At 64.2% G+C, this 17,620-nt stretch carries 15 protein-coding genes and 1 riboswitch; of the genes, 10 read left to right on the top strand and 5 right to left on the bottom strand.

The window, feature by feature from the left end; translation table 11 throughout:
- Positions 1-55: 55 nt before the first annotated feature.
- From AC3WJU_RS00260 to AC3WJU_RS00250, 3 genes are all read right to left on the bottom strand, one after another.
- Complete coding sequence (locus tag AC3WJU_RS00260) at positions 56-1,048, bottom strand: metal ABC transporter solute-binding protein, Zn/Mn family (protein ID WP_492258876.1); 993 nt, start codon at positions 1,046-1,048, stop codon at positions 56-58.
- Between the two features lie 95 nt (positions 1,049-1,143).
- Positions 1,144-2,214: a hemolysin family protein gene (locus AC3WJU_RS00255; RefSeq protein ID WP_059387599.1), complete on the bottom strand. Its 1,071-nt coding sequence runs from the start codon at positions 2,212-2,214 to the stop codon at positions 1,144-1,146.
- Entirely contained in the window at positions 2,211-3,692 is a 1,482-nt protein-coding gene (locus AC3WJU_RS00250) for a hemolysin family protein (protein WP_492258875.1), read from the bottom strand. The genes AC3WJU_RS00255 and AC3WJU_RS00250 overlap by 4 nt, the downstream gene beginning before the upstream one ends.
- A gap of 542 nt (positions 3,693-4,234) precedes the next feature.
- Between AC3WJU_RS00250 and AC3WJU_RS00245 the strand changes: the two genes are divergently transcribed.
- The 5 genes from AC3WJU_RS00245 to AC3WJU_RS00225 all read left to right on the top strand — a co-directional run bounded on the left by AC3WJU_RS00245 (position 4,235) and on the right by AC3WJU_RS00225 (position 10,556).
- Positions 4,235-8,047: a multifunctional oxoglutarate decarboxylase/oxoglutarate dehydrogenase thiamine pyrophosphate-binding subunit/dihydrolipoyllysine-residue succinyltransferase subunit gene (locus tag AC3WJU_RS00245; RefSeq protein WP_492258874.1), complete on the top strand. Its 3,813-nt coding sequence runs from the start codon at positions 4,235-4,237 to the stop codon at positions 8,045-8,047.
- 143 nt (positions 8,048-8,190) lie between these two features.
- Positions 8,191-8,790, top strand: a complete 600-nt coding sequence (locus AC3WJU_RS00240; protein WP_492258873.1) for a GDSL-type esterase/lipase family protein — start codon at positions 8,191-8,193, stop codon at positions 8,788-8,790.
- A gap of 119 nt (positions 8,791-8,909) precedes the next feature.
- A complete protein-coding gene (locus AC3WJU_RS00235) occupies positions 8,910-9,758 on the top strand; it encodes a DUF4097 family beta strand repeat-containing protein (RefSeq protein ID WP_492258872.1) in 849 nt (282 codons plus the stop codon).
- On the top strand, positions 9,758-10,372 hold the full coding sequence (locus tag AC3WJU_RS00230) for a PadR family transcriptional regulator (RefSeq protein WP_059387595.1): 615 nt from the start codon (positions 9,758-9,760) through the stop codon (positions 10,370-10,372). The genes AC3WJU_RS00235 and AC3WJU_RS00230 overlap by 1 nt, the downstream gene beginning before the upstream one ends.
- 109 nt (positions 10,373-10,481) lie before the next feature.
- Positions 10,482-10,556 (top strand): 50S ribosomal protein bL37, encoded by a 75-nt coding sequence (locus tag AC3WJU_RS00225; protein WP_369299106.1) that lies wholly within the window; start codon positions 10,482-10,484, stop codon positions 10,554-10,556.
- 79 nt (positions 10,557-10,635) lie between these two features.
- On the opposite strand, the gene rsrA is transcribed toward AC3WJU_RS00225, so the two are convergent.
- Both rsrA and AC3WJU_RS00215 read right to left on the bottom strand, forming a co-directional pair.
- Positions 10,636-10,893 carry a mycothiol system anti-sigma-R factor gene (gene rsrA / locus AC3WJU_RS00220; protein ID WP_028264789.1) on the bottom strand — a complete coding sequence of 86 codons (258 nt, stop codon included), beginning with the start codon at positions 10,891-10,893 and terminating at the stop codon, positions 10,636-10,638.
- Positions 10,890-11,729: a sigma-70 family RNA polymerase sigma factor gene (locus AC3WJU_RS00215; RefSeq protein ID WP_059387594.1), complete on the bottom strand. Its 840-nt coding sequence runs from the start codon at positions 11,727-11,729 to the stop codon at positions 10,890-10,892. Before AC3WJU_RS00215 ends, rsrA begins: the two co-directional genes overlap by 4 nt.
- A gap of 217 nt (positions 11,730-11,946) precedes the next feature.
- Between AC3WJU_RS00215 and AC3WJU_RS00210 the strand changes: the two genes are divergently transcribed.
- The 5 genes from AC3WJU_RS00210 (at position 11,947) to AC3WJU_RS00190 (ending at position 17,575) form a co-directional block, all read left to right on the top strand.
- Complete coding sequence (locus AC3WJU_RS00210; RefSeq protein ID WP_059387593.1) at positions 11,947-12,462, top strand: DoxX family protein; 516 nt, start codon at positions 11,947-11,949, stop codon at positions 12,460-12,462.
- 6 nt (positions 12,463-12,468) lie between these two features.
- Complete coding sequence (gene aroA, locus AC3WJU_RS00205) at positions 12,469-13,863, top strand: 3-phosphoshikimate 1-carboxyvinyltransferase (protein WP_492258871.1); 1,395 nt, start codon at positions 12,469-12,471, stop codon at positions 13,861-13,863.
- 2 nt (positions 13,864-13,865) lie between these two features.
- Positions 13,866-14,981 carry a ribosome small subunit-dependent GTPase A gene (gene rsgA, locus AC3WJU_RS00200; RefSeq protein WP_284988440.1) on the top strand — a complete coding sequence of 372 codons (1,116 nt, stop codon included), beginning with the start codon at positions 13,866-13,868 and terminating at the stop codon, positions 14,979-14,981.
- Positions 14,982-15,040: 59 nt separating this feature from the next.
- The gene (gene hisN, locus AC3WJU_RS00195; protein WP_078108436.1) at positions 15,041-15,853 is read left to right on the top strand and encodes a histidinol-phosphatase; all 813 of its coding nucleotides are present in this window, start codon (positions 15,041-15,043) and stop codon (positions 15,851-15,853) included.
- A gap of 161 nt (positions 15,854-16,014) precedes the next feature.
- A riboswitch (SAM riboswitch) is annotated at positions 16,015-16,127 on the top strand.
- A gap of 35 nt (positions 16,128-16,162) precedes the next feature.
- Entirely contained in the window at positions 16,163-17,575 is a 1,413-nt protein-coding gene (locus AC3WJU_RS00190; RefSeq protein WP_492258870.1) for an aminotransferase class V-fold PLP-dependent enzyme, read from the top strand.
- The last annotated feature ends 45 nt before the right edge of the window (positions 17,576-17,620 follow it).

Raw genomic sequence — 17,620 nt, 5'->3', positions numbered from 1 at the left:
CCCTGTATATCTTAGGACGATTGCGGGGCCCGTCTGTTCGTATCTGCATAGGCCTTTACTTGTTCAGGGCAGCAGCAACGTTGCCCACATTGTCCGTCATCCAGGCAGCGTAGTCCTTGCCCTCGGGAAGTGTCTCGGTAAAAGCGATCACCGGGACGCCGGCAGCAGTTGCCGCGGCCTTCAGCTTTTCCGTCTCAGCACTGGCGGTCTGCTCGTTGTACGCGAGGAAGCGAACCGACTTCGAGGCAATCAGATCGCTCGTTTCCTTGACCGCTGCCGGCGGAACGTCCGAGCCGACCTCAATGGCATGGCTGAATTCCTCGGGCGTCTTGTTCTCCAAGCCCGCAGCCTCAAGCAAATACCCCGGTACGGGCTCTGTAACCGCTACCGGAGCGGAACCCTTGGAAGCCTTGATCGCTGCGACTTTGGCGCTGAGTCCGGTCAGCGAGGACTTGAACTTGTTGGCATTGGCGGTAAAGGTCTTGGCATCGGCGGGGTTCAGGCTTCCGAGCTTCGCAGCGATAGCATCGGCCACTTTCGCCATCGCGTCGAAGTTGTACCAGACGTGCTCGTTGAACCCTTCCGGCACCGCTGAGGGAGATGTGCCGGCCGTGGCCGCGGGAAGGAGCCCGGAGACGTTGACGGCGGTAAGGGTCTTGTCCGCAGCGACCTTGCTGTCATCGGCCAGCTTGCTGAAGAAGTCGTCGTAGCCCGCGCCGTTGTCGATCACCAATTGGGCCTTGGAGACGGCCAGCTTGTCCTGGGTGCTTGCCTCGTAGGAGTGCGGATCCTGGCTGGTCTTGCTGATGATGGAGGTGACTGACACTTTGTCACCGCCGACGCTCTTGGCGATGTCGCCGTACACGCTGGTTGAGGCCACCACGTCGATCACCCCGGAGGACGACGACGGCGCCGTCGCGGCGGGTGCCGCGCATGCGGAAAGCAGGACTGCCAGGCCCGCGGAAGCGGCAAGCGAAAGGCGGGCGGCAAGGGAAAGGCGGGCGGCGGCACGACGCACGGAAAACCTCGGATCTACCGAATCAAGCACAACAGGGGACTCCATGAGTGTACCCGCAAATGGGAATGATTCCTATTTAGAATTTTGGGCGGCTCCTGCCGGCCCCGTTGGAGGCCAGCAGGAGGTTACGCTGATTCCGTTCCGCCCAGCCGTCGGATTCCCCTGGCCTGGGTGGCGTCGCGGATCTCGCCCACAAGCTGTTCGATGACGTCTTCCAGGAACAACACCCCCAGAGTCGCACCGCCCGTCCCCACCACGCGACCCAGGTGCGAGCCGGTCCGCTGCATCACGGCCATCGCATCTTCAATCTCGTCCTCCGGTGCGAGGTTCACGAGGGACCGGATCCGGCTTTCCGCGATCGGATAGCGGCGCCCTTCCTCGGGAATGGAAAGCACATCCTTGATGTGAAGGTAGCCGGTCAGCTCACCGTCGTCGTCCAACACGGGGAAGCGTGAGAAACCGGTGCGGCTGACCGCTTTCTCGAGTTGCCGCGGCGTCGAGCCAGGCTTGAGCGTGACGAGTTTGTCCAGCGGCACCATGATGTGCGCAGCGGTGTGCTCGGAAAACTCCAAAGCGCCGCTCAGCAGGCCGGCGTCGTCGTCCACCAGCCCGTGACGGGTCGATTCCTGCACGATGGACTGCACTTCCTCGAGGGTAAAGGAGGAGGTCACCTCGTCCTTGGGCTCGATCTTCATCAAGCGAAGGATGCGGTTGGCCAGCCAGTTCAGCGTCCAGATGACGGGCTTCACGAAGCGGGCCACGTGGACCAACGGCGGCGCCAGAAGCAAAGCCGCCTTGTCTGCGACCGAAACAGAGATGTTCTTGGGGACCATCTCGCCAAAGGTGACATGCAGGAAGGTGACCGCGAGCAAGGCAACCGCAAACGCGATGACGTCCGCCAATTCAACCGGGACGCCCACGGACTCCAGCGGTGCCCCCAGCAAATGGTGGATGGCAGGCTCGGCCACGAGCAGAATCAGCAAAGAACACACCGTGATGCCAAGCTGGGCACACGCCAACATCAGCGAGACGTGTTCCATCGCATAGAGGGTGGTCTGCGCGCGTTTTGACCCGCGTTGGGCCAAAGGCTCGATCTGGCTGCGGCGCGCAGACATTACGGCAAACTCGGCGCCGACAAAGAAGGCGTTGCCGATCAACAGCACCACGAGCCACAGTATTCCTGCCCAGTCGCTCATGCGGCACGTCCTTTACGGCTGGTTTTGGCCACGGGGTTGCCTACGGCATCGCCTGCAGAACCGCCGGACCCCTTGCTCAACCGCTTGCTGGCCTGCTTCCTGCTTTGCCATCCGTTCGAATCGCTTTCCGCTGTGCCAATTTCGCCGGTGCCGTCACCGTCGTCGGCGTCACCGCCAGTGTCGGGCGCCGTGGGGTGGAAACATATGCGGTCGATCCGGCGGCCGTCCATCCGGGTGACGGCCAGCGTGCCGCCGCCGGCCTCGACGACGTCGCCGACCATCGCGATCCGGCCAAGTTGGCTCATGACGTAGCCACCCACGGTTTCGTAGGCGGGGTGGTCGGGAACCGTGAGGCCCGGGATCTGTTCACTGACCTCGTCCGGACGCAATAGTCCGGGAAAATACCAATCCCCCGAGGCGCTCTGCAGCAATCCGGGCCGGACCCTGTCGTGCTCATCCGCCACCTCGCCGACGATTTCCTCCACCAGGTCCTCAAGGGTGGCGATCCCCGCAGTTCCGCCGTACTCGTCAAGCACGACGGCGAGTTGCAGGTTGCCCTCGCGGAGTTCCAAAAGCAGGGCGTCAAGATGGATGGTCTCGGGAACGCTCAGGACTTCGGACATGATGGCTCCGGCCTCCAGCCGGCTCCGGCGTTCCGACGGGACTGACACGGCTTTCTTGATGTGCACCACGCCCCGGATGTCATCGGCCGATTCGCCGATGACCGGGAAGCGCGAATACCCGGTCCGCCGGGCCGCTTCGATGATGTCCGACACGGGCTGGTCGGCGTCGATGGTTTCCATGCGGATGCGCGGGGTCATGACGTCGGCCGCCGTACGCGCCGAGAAATTCAGGGTCCGGGCAACAAAGTTGGCCGTCCCGGCGTCGAGGGTTCCCAGCTCTGCCGAACGGCGCACCAGGGAGGCCAGTTCAGAAGGCGAGCGCGCGCCAGAGATCTCCTCCTTGGCCTCGAGTCCCACAAGGTTGAGCACCTTGTTCGAGAAGCCATTGAGCACAATGATTGCGGGCTTGAACACGGCCGTGAACATCAGTTGCGGGCGGGCCAGCGCCCGGCCGAGCGGAAATGCCAAGGCCAGGGCCATGTTCTTGGGAACGAGTTCGCCGATCAGCATCGACAAGCCGGTAGCGAAGGCCATGGCCAGGATGAGCGACAAGGACTGGGCAGCAGCCTCAGGCAGCCCGGCCCAAAGAAGCGGTCCGTGCAAGAGGGAGCCGACCGATGGCTCCATGACGAAGCCGGTCAGCAAGGTGGTGAGGGTGATCCCCAATTGGCAGCTCGAGAGCTGGGTAGAAAGGGATCTGAGGCATCTGAGCAACGCCTCGGCGGCGTGGTCGCCGCCGTCGACCGCTCTTTGGACCGTTGACTGGTCGAGTGCCACGAGTGAGAACTCGACGGCTACGAAGAAGCCGGTGCCCAGAATCAGGAGCACGCCGGCGAGAAGGAAAAGCCACTCCATTAGAGGCCGCCGGATCGTGCGGAGGGCAGGAGCAGGGCACCAGGAGGGCTACAGGCTGGTTGGCCCGGCGGGGGTTGGTCGGACGCAGCGGATGAGCGATCCGCCGACCGGCCGGCCAGGAGATCCGGAGTGCGATGGGCATGTGTACGGGTATTGCCGGCTCGGCGGGTGCGCTGCGCGGAGATTGCCGAACGGCTTCCCCTGCAGCTCCCAGGCCGGCACCTAGAATTACTGTCCATAAGAATTCAAGTCTACAGTCCGGCCGAGACGCGGCTTCACGCGACTTCACCGGCCTAAGCCGGGCTCTGCGACGCAGCAAACGACCAGAAAATCCCGGGAAAGAAGACCCCCCTGCGGACGCAAAAGCCGGGCCATCCCGCCTTCAGCATGATTTAGGTCACCACTATTGGCAGATAGCCGCCGCTCGTCACTAGACTGGCTAGGGTCTGAGTTCGCGGGACCCGGACCCTGGCTCGCCTTGCACCCCCCTGCAGTCCCCGGGCCAGCTGGAAATCAACACTCATGGAAGAGGCGTATTTCAAGTGCCAGAGCAGCCAAGCCACCGTCTACCCGAGGAATTTGGCGGAAACGAGTGGCTCGTTGACGAACTGTACGAGCGGTACCAACAGGACAAGAATTCGGTCGACGCCAAGTGGTGGCCGCTTTTCGAGTCCTTCGATACCGCTGACGGCACTTCTTCCAACGGAACATCAGCAGCCCCTGCCAACCCTCCCACTCGCGAAATTCCTGTCGTGGCACAGGCCGCCGCAACGGCAATGACGCCGGTCGCGCCCGTGGTTGCCCCGGCAGCTCCCCCTGCCGCCCCCGCACCTGCTCCGGCTGCTCCCGCGGCACCGGTCAAGAAGGCACCGGCCACTGTCGCCAAGGACGGCGCGCAGAAGCCATCCGACGGCAGCCAGTCCCAGCCGATCCCGGCACAGCTTCCCAAGAGCACCAAAGCTCCCACCCCGCCGGAAGAGGACGTCGTCTCCGTCCTCCGTGGTCCGGCCAAGGCCATTGCGTCCAACATGGTCATGAGCCTTGAGGTTCCTACCGCCACGAGCGTCAGGGCCGTTCCTGCCAAACTCCTGATCGACAACCGCGTTGTCATCAATTCCAACCTTGCCCGTGCCCGTGGCGGCAAGGTTTCCTTCACCCACCTCATCGGCTACGCAGTGGTCCGCGCACTGTCCCAGTTCCCGTCGATGAACGTGTACTACGACGAAGTGGATGGCAAGCCCGTTGCCGTGCAGCCCGCGCACGTCAACTTCGGCATCGCCATTGACATGCCCAAGCCCGATGGCACGCGCCTCCTGATGGTTCCCAACATCAAGAAGGCCGAAACGATGAACTTCGCGGAGTTCTGGCACACCTACGAAGACCTCATCAAGCGCGCGCGCAACGGCAAGCTCACGGCGGACGACCACGCGGGCACCACCGTGTCCCTGACAAACCCGGGCGGCATCGGCACCGTGCACTCCGTGCCCCGGCTCTCGAAGGGCCAGGCCGCCATCATCGGCGTCGGAGCCCTCGACTACCCGGCCGAGTGGCAAGGCGCGAGCGAGAAGATCATCGCCCAGAACGCCATCAGCAAGATCCTCACGCTGACGTCCACGTACGACCACCGTGTCATCCAGGGTGCCGGAAGCGGCGAGTTCCTCAAGCTCGTCCACCAGCTCCTCCTCGGTGCCCAGAACTTCTACGACGAGATCTTCGAAGCGCTGCGCATTCCCTACGAGCCCGTCCGTTGGAGCCCCGACCTCCAGGTCGACCCCGCTGACGAAATCAACAAGGTTGCCCGGATCCAGCAGTTGATCCACTCCTACCGGGTCCGCGGCCACCTCATGGCAGATACGAACCCCCTCGAATACGTCCAGCGCAAGCACCCGGACCTCGACGTGCTGACCTATGGCCTCACCCTGTGGGACCTGGACCGCGAGTGGCCCACCGGCGGATTCGGCGGCAAGCCGATGCTCAAGTTCCGCGACATCCTGGGCGTCCTCCGCGACGCCTACTGCCGCACTACGGGCATTGAGTACATGCACATCCAGGAGCCCGAAGAACGCAAGTGGTTCCAGGACCAGGTGGAGCACCCGTACTCCAAGCCGAGCCGCGAAGAGCAACTGCGCATCGTATCCAAGCTCAACGCAGCAGAGGCCTTCGAAACCTTCCTGCAGACCAAGTTCGTGGGCCAGAAGCGATTCTCCCTCGAAGGCGGGGAATCCCTGATTCCGCTGCTGGACACCATCATTTCCGACGCCGCCGACGACGGACTCGACGAAGTCGCGATCGGCATGGCCCACCGTGGCCGCCTCAACGTGCTCACCAACATCGCGGGCAAGACGTACGCCCAGGTGTTCCGCGAGTTCGAAGGCACCCAGGACCCCCGCTCGGTGCAGGGCTCGGGCGACGTCAAGTACCACCTCGGCACCGAGGGCACGTTCACATCGGACAACGGCAATGAGACCAAGGTCTACCTCGCCGCCAACCCGTCCCACCTCGAAGCGGTTGACTCCGTGCTTGAAGGCATTGTCCGGGCCAAGCAGGACCGGCTGGACCAAGGCGAGGCGTTCCCCGTGCTGCCCATCATGGTCCACGGCGACGCCGCGTTTGCCGGCCAGGGCGTTGTGGCGGAAACGCTCAACTTGTCCCAGCTGCGCGGTTACCGCACCGGTGGAACCATCCACATCATCGTGAACAACCAGGTCGGCTTCACCACCGCACCGTCGTCGTCGCGCTCTTCGACGTACTCCACCGACGTGGCCAAGATGATCCAGGCTCCGGTCTTCCATGTGAACGGCGACGACCCCGAGGCCGTGGTGCGCATCGCGCAGTTGGCCTACGAGTTCCGCCAGCGCTTCCACAAGGACGTCATTGTGGACATGGTGTGCTACCGCCGCCGTGGACACAACGAGGGCGACGACCCCTCGATGACGCAGCCGCTCATGTACAATCTCATCGAAGCCAAGCGCTCCGTCCGCAAGCTCTACACGGAATCCCTCATCGGACGTGGCGACATCACCGAGGACGAAGCCGAACAGTTGCTGCGCGACTACCAGGAACGCCTTGAGCGCGTCTTCGCGGAGACACATGCTGCACAGACTTCGCCTATCCCGATCATCACGGCGGATTCCGCCGCGGTGTCGGACATCGAGCGTCCCATCGCCCAGCAGGCGGACTTCGGCACCAACGCGCCGGCCACCACCGCCATTTCAGCCGAAATGCTGCAGCGGATCGGCCAGGCGCACCTCGATATTCCGGAAGGCTTCACGGTCCACTCCAAGCTCAAGCAGCTCCTGGAGAAGCGTGAGCAGATGTCCCGCGAAGGCGGCATCGACTGGGGCTTCGGCGAGATCGCGGCCTTTGGTTCGCTCGTCATGGAGGGCGTCCCCGTCCGCCTCGCCGGCCAGGACTCCCGCCGCGGCACGTTCGTTCAGCGTCACGCTGTTTTCCACGACCGCGCCAACGGCAGCGAGTGGATGCCGCTGGGCAACCTGAGCGACGATCAGGCCAAGCTGTGGATCTACGACTCCTTGTTGTCCGAATACGCGGCCATGGGCTTCGAGTACGGCTACTCCGTGGAACGCCCGGACGCCTTGGTGCTGTGGGAGGCCCAGTTCGGTGACTTCGTCAACGGTGCACAGACCATCATCGACGAATTCATCTCCTCGGCCGAGCAGAAGTGGGGCCAGCGTTCCTCGCTCGTGCTCATGCTGCCCCACGGGTACGAAGGCCAGGGACCGGACCACTCGTCCGCACGCATCGAGCGCTTCCTGCAGCTTTGTGCCGAGGACAACATGATCGTGGCGAACCCCACCACGGCCGCCTCGCACTTCCACTTGTTGCGCCGGCAGGCTTACAGCCGTCCGCGCAAGCCGCTTATCATCTTCACTCCGAAGCAGCTTTTGCGCCTCAAGGGTGCGGCTTCAGCGGTGGAGGACTTCACCACGGGCGGCTTCAAGCCGGTCATCGGCGAACACGAGCCCCTTCAGGCACAGAGCGTTGACCGCGTGATCCTGGTTTCCGGCCGCCTGTACTACGATCTTCTGGCGAACCGGCAGAAGACCGGCGACACGTCGACTGCGATCATCCGCCTGGAGCAGCTGTACCCGCTGCCCCAGGCCCAGCTCGAGGCGGAACTGGCCAAGTACCCGAACGCCGACATCGTCTGGGCGCAGGACGAACCCGCCAACCAGGGTCCGTGGCCGTTCATCGGCTTGAACCTGCCGCAGGCACTGGACCGCAAGGTCCGGCTCGTTTCGCGTCCGGCATCGGCCTCTACGGCAGCCGGTTCGATGAAGCGCCACAGCGCTGAACAGGCCACGTTGCTCAAGCAGGCATTCGAACGCAAGTAACCCTCAAAAGAGAAGGCCGCCCGGCTGGAGGTTCAATACCCGCTTCCAGCCGGGCGGTTCTGTTTAATGGAACAAGTGCCCGGTGATCCAGCCGCCCGGCCGGGCACAGTGCAAGGACCGCAACGTTTGGTGAAGAGGTAACCGTGGAAGACAGGAAGCTGCGCATCGCAGCTGTTGGTGATGAACTACTCGCCGGGCTCGGTGACCCCGGGGCCTTGGGCTGGCTCGGAAGGGTTCTTGCGCGGACTCCCCAGGACTCCGTTCCCGTGGAGAGCTACTCGCTTCCCTGCCCCATGGAGGGCACGGAGGGCCTTGCGGCGCGCTGGCTCGACGAAGCCGGGAGACGCTTCAGCAACGTCCACGAAAACCGCCTCGTGATCGGTTTGTCCGGCCGCGACATCGAATTCGGTGTCTCTACGGCACGCAGCCGCCTCAATCTTGCCAATATCCTCGACGGGGCGTCCCAAAGCAACATCGAAGTATTCGTCGTCGGTCCACCACCCACGCTGGACCCGGCCAAGAACCGCCGGATCGCGGAACTCAATGCCGCATTTGCGGACGTCACCACCCGCCGCAACCACCACTACGTCGACACGTTCTCGCCGTTGCTCAACCACGAACAGTGGCGCACCGACCTCGCTGCGAATGGCGGCACCCCGGGCCAAGCGGGCTACGGGCTCATGGCCTGGCTCGTGTTGCACCGCGGCTGGTTCCAGTGGTTGAGGATCGCCCAGCCGGAATAGCCAGGGCCCGAGGCACCCCTCCCGCAGTCAGGACCCATTGCCAAGCGCGATATCGCGATATATCGTGAATTCATCAACGCGATATATCGCGACAATGGTAGCGCAGCAATGGAGGGGCCATGTCAGAAGAGAACTGGACCGTTACCGGTCCGCAGACCATCGACGTCGACGGCGTCCGCTCACTCAAGCTGGGGATCGTCAAGGGTCGCTTCGACGTCGTCACGCACGACGAGGCGATCACCAGGATCGAAGTCTCGGAGATCGACGGCGATCCACTGAGCGTCAGCCTCATTGACGGCCGGCTCGAGGTCCGCCACCAGTTGCACGGCCCCCAGGGCTGGTTCCGCAACCTGATGGGGACCGTCAACAACACCAGCACCAACACGATCGTCATTAGCATCGCACTGCCAGCCGGCGTCGACGTCGAAGCAGGAACCGTGGGCGGCGACGGCATGGTGTCGGGAGTCACCGGCCATATCCGCCTCAACACAGTGTCCGGGTCAGTCCTCGCGGACGGCACGCGGGGCGAGCTTCACGTCAACACCGTGAGCGGCGAAGTCATCGCCCGAAACCACGACGGCGTCATGACCGCCAAGAGCGTCTCGGGCGAAGTCACGGCTTCGGGCCGTTTCAAGAACATCCGGGCCAATACTGTCAGCGGCGACCTCAGCTTCGACCTTCACGGCTACACCCAGGATTTCGGAGCCAACTCCATTTCAGGGGACGTCACTGTCCGCCTTCCGCATGACGTGGGCGTGGACATCGTGGCCAAGACGGCAAGTGGCACCGTGATGATCGATGACCAGCTCTATGCCCAGTCAGGCGGAAGGGTCCAGACCATCGTTGGCCCTGACGAGCGGCTCATGGTGGCACGCACCAATTCCGTGTCCGGAAAGACCTCCATCATCCATGGCAGTGCGCCAGCCCCCGGAACAACGCACTCAGCACCCGGAGAAGAGGAAGCCTGATGCCGCCCGTCTTTGCCCACGGAGCCCTCCGGCTTTACCTGCTGGCGCTCCTGGAATCAGGCCCCAAGCACGGATACGAGCTCATCAAGGCCCTCGGCGAACGCTTCGGCGGGACCTACTCGCCCAGTGCCGGAACCATCTATCCGCGCCTTGGCAAACTCGAGGAAGAAGGACTCGTAGCCACCAGCAGCGACGGGCGCCGGACCAACTACTCCATCACCGCGGCCGGACTGGCCGAACTCAACAGCCGACGGCAGGAACTGGCCGACGTCGAGGACAACATCTCCGCCTCCGTGCGGCGCTTGGCCGACAATCTCCGAGACGACATCCGCAGCAACATGCGCGGCTTGCGTGCAGACCTGGCGGCGACTGCCGAAGCCGCGCGAGCCAATGCGAAGTCCGCGGACTTCCAGTCGTGGGCCGGAAGCTACTCTCCGGAGGGACACCGCATCCTGAAGGAAGCCGAAATGATGGTCCAGTCCTTCCGTGATGACATCCGGGTGGAGCTGCGACAGCACGCCGGCTCCAAGGCCCTGACTCCGGTCGCCCTTGAGACCGTGCGCACTGTCCTGGACCAGGCCAGGATCTCCATCCGGAATTCCCTGCGCGGCTGAGTGCCCCGATTCCCTCCGCGGTTGGCCGGCACGGTTCGCGGGGCGGCCCCGTGATGTGGGAGACTGGAGGGCAGCTTTATTGAGTATCAAGAATCTAAGGAGGCCAGCTATGAGCAAGCGTGCACGTAAGCGTCGTGACCGTAAGCGCGGCGGCGCAAACCACGGCAAGCGTCCCAACACCTAAGCCAGCGGCTTAGCGTAAGACTTAATGCGGAGGGCCCCGGAAACCATCAGGTTTCCGGGGCCCTTGCCGTTTGAGGCTGTTAGACGTCCACGGACTTCATAGCGTGGATCCTGTCCAGGATCGAGTTCTTGAGATTCTCAGGAGCCGCTTCCGTACAGGAGCGCTTGACGACGGTGCGAATGACGCACTCAAGGTCGTATTGCTCGGTGCACTCCGGGCAGTCTTCCAGATGCACCTTGATCTCTGCGATGTCCTCGCGGGTCAACGCACCATCGAGGTACTCGTAGATACGCTGCATCCGAGCATCGTCGCAGTCGCCCAATCCTTGGCAGCTCATTTCCTTTTCTCCTGTTTTTTGCTTGTGGCCGCGCCCACGGCCAAGGCCTTTTCTTCCGCGCCGGCGCTGATTCCCCGTTCTGCGGCGTAGTCCGCCAACAGATCGCGCAACATTTTCCTGCCGCGATGAAGCCGGGACATGACCGTGCCGATCGGGGTATTCATGATGTCTGATATTTCCTTGTAGGCGAAGCCTTCGACGTCAGCGAAGTACACCGCGAGCCGGAATTCCTCCGGAATGGACTGCAGGGCGCTCTTCACGTCCGAGTCCGGCAAATGGTCCAGTGCCTCCGCCTCCGCAGAACGCAGCCCCGCCGACGTATGGGACTCCGCCCGCGCCAGCTGCCAGTCTTCGATGGTGTCCGAATTCGACTGCAACGGTTCGCGCTGCCGCTTCCGGTAGAGGTTGATGTACGTATTGGTCAGGATGCGGTACAGCCACGCCTTGAGGTTGGTACCCGGCTTGTACTGGTGGAAGGCGGAGAAGGCCTTGGTGTAGGCCTCCTGGACCAGGTCCTCGGCGTCGGACGGATTCCTGGCCATGCGCATGGCGGCCGAATAAAGCTGGTCGACATACTGCATCGCGTCGCGTTCGAAGCGCGCCCTCCGTTGTTCGGGGGTCTCCGTTGCGAAGTCCACCGCAATCTCGACGTCGGACTCAACCGTCGCGTCGCCGTCGGACGTTGCGTCCGTGACTTCGGTCGCTGCCTTGTACATGGCCGCTGCGGCCGGATCCATGGTGCTCATTGCATCCAAGTCTACTGTCACCCTCCGGGAGTCCCCTGGCAGCTCCCGCCCAAGCGCCAAGTGTCCCTCGCGGTCCTTAACCAAGGCCAAAAAACCATCTCCACTCAAACGACATGACAAAGCGCGGCACCACACACACGCCACAATCCAAGGTCCAGCCCATGCCGCACCTTCTTCTGACAACGGCAAGCTCCGGGCAAATATTCCGCAAAGATGCAAGACTAGATCCGACTGCACCCCGTGAACACCGCACCACTTGAACGCAGCACCACCTGAACACCGTGGCACGCCATCCAGGAGGCAAAACATGTCCCTCGTCCGTTTTCTCGCCAGGCCAATGTTGGCTTCCAGTTTTGTCGTCGCAGGGCTGGACAAGCTCAAGAACGCGGATGACACTGCCAAGCAGCTCTCTCCGCTGCTCCGCCGCGCTTCCGAGTCACTGCCTTTCCCGGCGGACGAGAAGACGCTGGCGAGGGTCATCGGCGGTGCGCAAGTGGGCGCCGGCGCCTTGCTGGCACTCGGCAAATGCTCCCGGTTCTCGGCAAGCGTGCTTGCCGGCATCTCGGTCCTGAACACTTTTGTCGAGTGGCGTTCTGCCGACATCAGCACCAAGGAAGGCCGGCTCGCCCGCCGCGCCCAGTTGCTCAAGAACATTTCGCTGACGGGTGGCGTTTTCCTCGCCGCCGTCGACACCGCGGGCAAACCAAGCCTCGCATGGCGTGCCGAACACCTCGCCATGGACGCCAAGAAGGCCACGGGCAAACAGTTCAAGAAGACAGACCGGGCCGTCCGCAAGGCCGTAGACAACGCAGTTGGAGCATAAGGAAGCATGCCAGGAATCCCCGCCACGCAGACCGACGATTCAGGAAGCGCCACGGCGCCCGCACTCCCCCTGTGGCCGGCACCCTTCGCCAGCCACCCTGTGGATGCCACGGTCACGGTTCCCGGCTCGAAGTCGCTGACCAACCGTTATCTGGTCCTGGCGGCCTTGGCCAACGGCCCAAGCAGGCTGCGGGCACCCTTGCATTCGCGGGATTCCGCCTTGATGGTCGAGGCCTTGCGCCAGCTTGGCGCCACCATCACCGAAGTTCCCGGCGATGGACACTACGGCCCGGACCTTGAAGTCACCCCCATCGATCCCGCGGCCACGGCGTCGGAGACCGCCATCGACTGTGGCCTGGCCGGCACGGTCATGCGCTTTGTGCCGCCGCTCGCGGCCCTCCGCAACGGCGCTTCGGTGTTCGACGGCGACCCCCACGCGCGGCTTCGTCCCATGGGCACCATCATCGAAGCCCTCCGGACACTCGGAGTGGAAGTCAGCGGCCTCGACGGGCATACAGCGAACTCCCTCCCGTTCAAGGTTTCCGGCACAGGCTCTGTCCGCGGCGGCCACTTGGTGATCGACGCGAGCGCTTCGTCGCAGTTCGTCTCCGCCCTGTTGCTGGTCGGCGCCCGGTTCGATGAGGGCCTTCACCTCGAGCATGTCGGCAAGCCCGTGCCGAGCCTCGACCACATCAACATGACCGTCTCGGTCCTGCGCGGCGTCGGAGTGCAGGTGGATGACTCCGTGCCGAACCATTGGCGGGTCGCCCCCGGCACCATCCAGGCGTTCGACGAGAGGATCGAGCAGGACCTTTCCAACGCGGGTCCTTTCCTCGCCGCGGCGTTGGCCACGAAGGGAACCATCCGCATCCCCAACTGGCCGGCCAACACCACGCAAGTCGGGGACCTTTGGCGGGACATCCTCGCCACCATGGGTGCAACCGTCACGCTGGACAACGGCACACTGACGGTCACCGGCGGACCGGAAATCCTGGGAGCGGACTTCGACGAAACCAGCGAACTCGCTCCTACCGTAGCGGCATTGTGCGCCCTGGCAACCGGTCCTTCCCGGCTCACCGGCATCGCGCATTTGCGGGGACACGAAACGGACAGGCTGGCGGCGCTGGTCGCCGAGATCAACCGGCTCGGCGGCGACGCCGAGGAAACCAGCGACGGCCTGGTGATCCGGCCCGCAGCGCTGCACGCCGGCGTCGTGCACAGCTACGCCGACCACCGCATGGCTACTGCGGGCGCCATCCTGGGGCTCGCCGTCGAGGGTGTCCAGGTTGAAGACATCGCAACGACGTCAAAGACCATGCCGGAATTCCCGCACATCTGGGCGTCGATGCTCACTGCCGGCGCAGCTGCCGCGGACACCGTTTCAATGGAGACAAGCAACTGACGATGGCTCGCGACGCACGCTCCTGGGATGAGTCCGATGTCCGGATCCGCCCCAACAAGAAGGGCACACGACCCCGTACGAAGGACCGCCCCAGCCACGACGACGCCGTGATCGGGCGTATCATCACAGTCGACCGCGGGCGCTACACCGCGATCGTGGGCGAAAGCTCGGACAACGAGCGCATCGTCATCGCGGCCCGCGCCCGGGAGCTCCGTCGCTCCCCTGTGGTTCCCGGAGACTTCGTAGCGCTCGTCGGCGATGTGTCCGGAGCACCGGACACCCTCGCCCGCCTCGTGCGCGTCGAGGAGCGAAAGACACTCCTGCGGCGAAGTGCCGATGACACGGATCCGATCGAGCGGGCCGTCGTCGCCAACGCCGACCAGCTCGTGGTGGTGGTTGCGGCAGCCAATCCGGAACCACGCACCGGATTCATCGACCGCGCCTTGGTGGCAGCGTACGACGCCGGAATCGAGCCGCTGCTGCTCGTCACCAAAGCAGATGTCAAAGATCCGACGGAACTACTCGCCAACTATGTGAGCCTCGGTTTCCCGATCATCATCAGCCGGACGGCCGACGCCGGCGCCTCCGGAATCGACGCCCGCTCCGACGACGGCCTGTCCGCCCGCCTCGACAGTGACGCCGTCGGCCAGTTGCGGGACTACCTCGACGGCAAGGTCACCGTCCTCCTGGGCCATTCCGGCGTCGGGAAGTCCACTATGGTGAACGCCCTCACCGGGGCCGAGCGCGCCACAGGCGGGGTCAACGCCGTGACGGGGCGCGGACGCCACACCTCGTCCTCTGCCCTCGCACTGAAGCTCAGCGACGCCCCTGGCGGAAGCTGGATCATCGATACGCCCGGCATCCGTTCTTTCGGCCTCGCCCACGTGAACCCGGACCGCATCCTGCACGCCTTCCCGGACCTGGAACCGGGGACGGAAAGGTGCGAGCGGGGTTGCAAGCACGATGCCTCCGCCGTTCGATGCGGGCTGGATTCCTGGGTCGCCGAAGGCCACGCGGGCGAGGCCGGCCCCGCCCGCCTCGCATCGCTCCGCAGGCTCCTTGGTGCGGACCCGCGTATGGAAGCCCAAGAGGCCAAGGAACTGGGTACGGTCAACTAACTCAGCGCATGCCGTCCTACCTCCCCGGCTCACCGGGGAATAGACGGTAGTTTGGAACCATGACCCAACCCGATTCGAGCTACAACGACGACCTGCGGCTAGCCCATGTGCTGGCCGATTCCGTCGATTCCCTGACAATGGAGCGGTTCAAGGCGCTGGACCTCCAGGTGGAGACCAAACCCGACCTGAGCCCAGTCACCGATGCCGACAAAGCCGCCGAGGAAGCAATACGCGGGCAGCTCTCCCGCTCCCGCCCCCGCGACGCCGTCCTCGGCGAAGAATTCGGCAGCACGGGCCACGGCTCGAGGCGTTGGATCATCGATCCCATCGATGGGACCAAGAACTTCGTGCGCGGCGTACCCGTCTGGGCTACGCTCATCGCCCTCGTGGACGAGGGCGAAGTAGTAGTGGGGCTCGTGAGCGCTCCGGCGCTCGGCAAGCGTTGGTGGGCGGCCAAGGGCTCCGGCGCCTACATGGGCCGGTCGCTGGCCGCAGCCACCCGGTTGAAAGTTTCCAACGTGTCCCGGCTCGAAGACGCCTCGCTTTCCTACTCCGAGCTTTCCGAGTGGAAGCAGCACGGGAAGCTGGACAACTTCCTGGGCCTCGAGAACGATGTCTGGCGCAGCCGTGCGTACGGCGATTTCTGGTCCTACTGCCTCGTTGCCGAGGGCGCCGTGGACATCGCCGCCGAACCGGAACTCCAGGTCTACGACATGGCCGCCCTAGTGCCGATCGTCACCGAGGCCGGCGGACGCTTCACATCCCTGGATGGCGCGGACGGCCCCTTCGGCGGAAACGCCGTCGCCACTAACTCGATCCTCCATTCCGAGGTCCTCAAGAGGCTCAACCCCGAACTCGACGACCTTCTGTAGTCCCCTCCTGTTCACTGAATAAACGACGGCGGACGCCCCCTTTTGGGGGCGTCCGCTGCTTTTTCTTCGGCTGAAGGCACATTTTTCGGGCGGTGTAACAAACCGCTTAACAATCGCGGTCACATTGGAACCCGCCTCGCCGGTGTCCTACTCTCTTTACAGGTCACGAGTGCCAGCGCGAAACCCCGGTTTGCTGGCCGGCAACCCTCCATCGCGGCGGGGTGCCCCGGGTGACGACCCGGCCGGTCCGGAACGGATGCGGCAAGCGCGGACCCCCTGCACGCAGGGGTCCCTCTTGAGTGAGGTCCCATGAGCACAGCCACAATTACTTCTACGGCTCTTTCGCAGCACCACGAAACCGCACAGCAGCTGCCTCGGGCATCCCGCCCGCTGGCCGCGGTCACCGGCGCGGAGTTGCAGGCACCCCTGATCCAGGGCGGCCACATCCGCTACGCCAACCTTGACTACGGCGCATCCGCACCTGCCCTGACGGTTGTTTCCGCGTACCTCAACGAGATCCTGCCGTACTACGCGAGTGTGCACCGCGGCGCAGGCTACGCCTCCCAAATCAGCACCTCCGTCTACGAAAACGCCCGCAACATCGTCCGTGACTTTGTTGGCGGACGGCCGGACGATTCCGTCATTTTCACGCGCAACACCACCGATTCCCTCAATCTCCTGGCCGGCTGCCTGCCGGTCACAGACGGCAAGCACAACGACGAAGTCCTTTACCTGGACATCGAGCACCACGCAAACCTGCTGCCGTGGCAAGGCGTCCCCCACCGAAGCATTGTTGCCGCGGAAACCTTGTCGGAGACCGTAGCCAATGTCCGCACAGCCCTCTCCCATGGTGGCGTCAGCCTCCTGGCTGTCACCGGCGCGTCGAATGTGACCGGCGAAATCCTGCCCATCAAGGAACTAGCTGCCTTGGCCCACGAATTCGGGGCGCGGATTGTGGTGGACGCGGCGCAACTTGCCCCGCATCGCCGCATCAACATCGCCGCCGCGGATGTCGACTACTTGGTTTTCTCGGGGCACAAGCTTTATGCACCGTTCGGCGCGGGTGTCCTGGTGGGCCGTCCCGACTGGCTCGACGCCGGCACGCCGCATCTGGCAGGAGGCGGCGCCGTCCGGGAGGCACGCCTCGATTCCGTCAGCTGGGCCACTGGACCGGCCAGGCACGAAGGCGGCTCGCCGAACGTTCTCGGTGCGGCCACCCTCGCCCGGGCCACACAAGTCATCGCCAGCCTCGACCACGACGAATGGCACGCCCACGAGGCCGCCATCCGCTCACACCTGGTCGAAGGCCTCAAGGAAATCGACGGCGTGACCGTGCACCAGATCTTCAGCGACACGGATCCCGAGGACACCATCGGCGTCGTGAACTTCTCGCTCCAGGGCTACGACGCCGGACTTGTGGCGGCCTATCTCGCGGCCGAGCACGGCATTGGCCTGCGCGACGGGCGCTTCTGCGCCCACCCGCTGCTCAAGCGCCTCGGCCTTCCCTCCGGATCCCTCCGGGCCAGTTTCGGCGTAGGGTCGCGTTTGGAAGACGCCACCCGGCTCATCGCGGGCATCCAGGCGCTCAAGAGCAATGGCCTCGGTTGGGACTACGTGGTGGACGCCGGCCGTTGGGTGCCCGCGAACGATCACCGCAGCTACCCGGAATGGGCTCCCAACACTCCCGGGACCGCGGGCGCAGCTCCGTGCAGCACCGACTGATTGCGGTAGATTCGTAGGGTATTTTTTCCTGTCCTACGAAGGAGT

The organism is Arthrobacter sp. FW306-1B-F12A (genome assembly GCF_058781865.1).
Note: the sequence above shows the minus strand (reverse complement) of the source record. Positions and strands in the feature narration are given on the sequence as shown.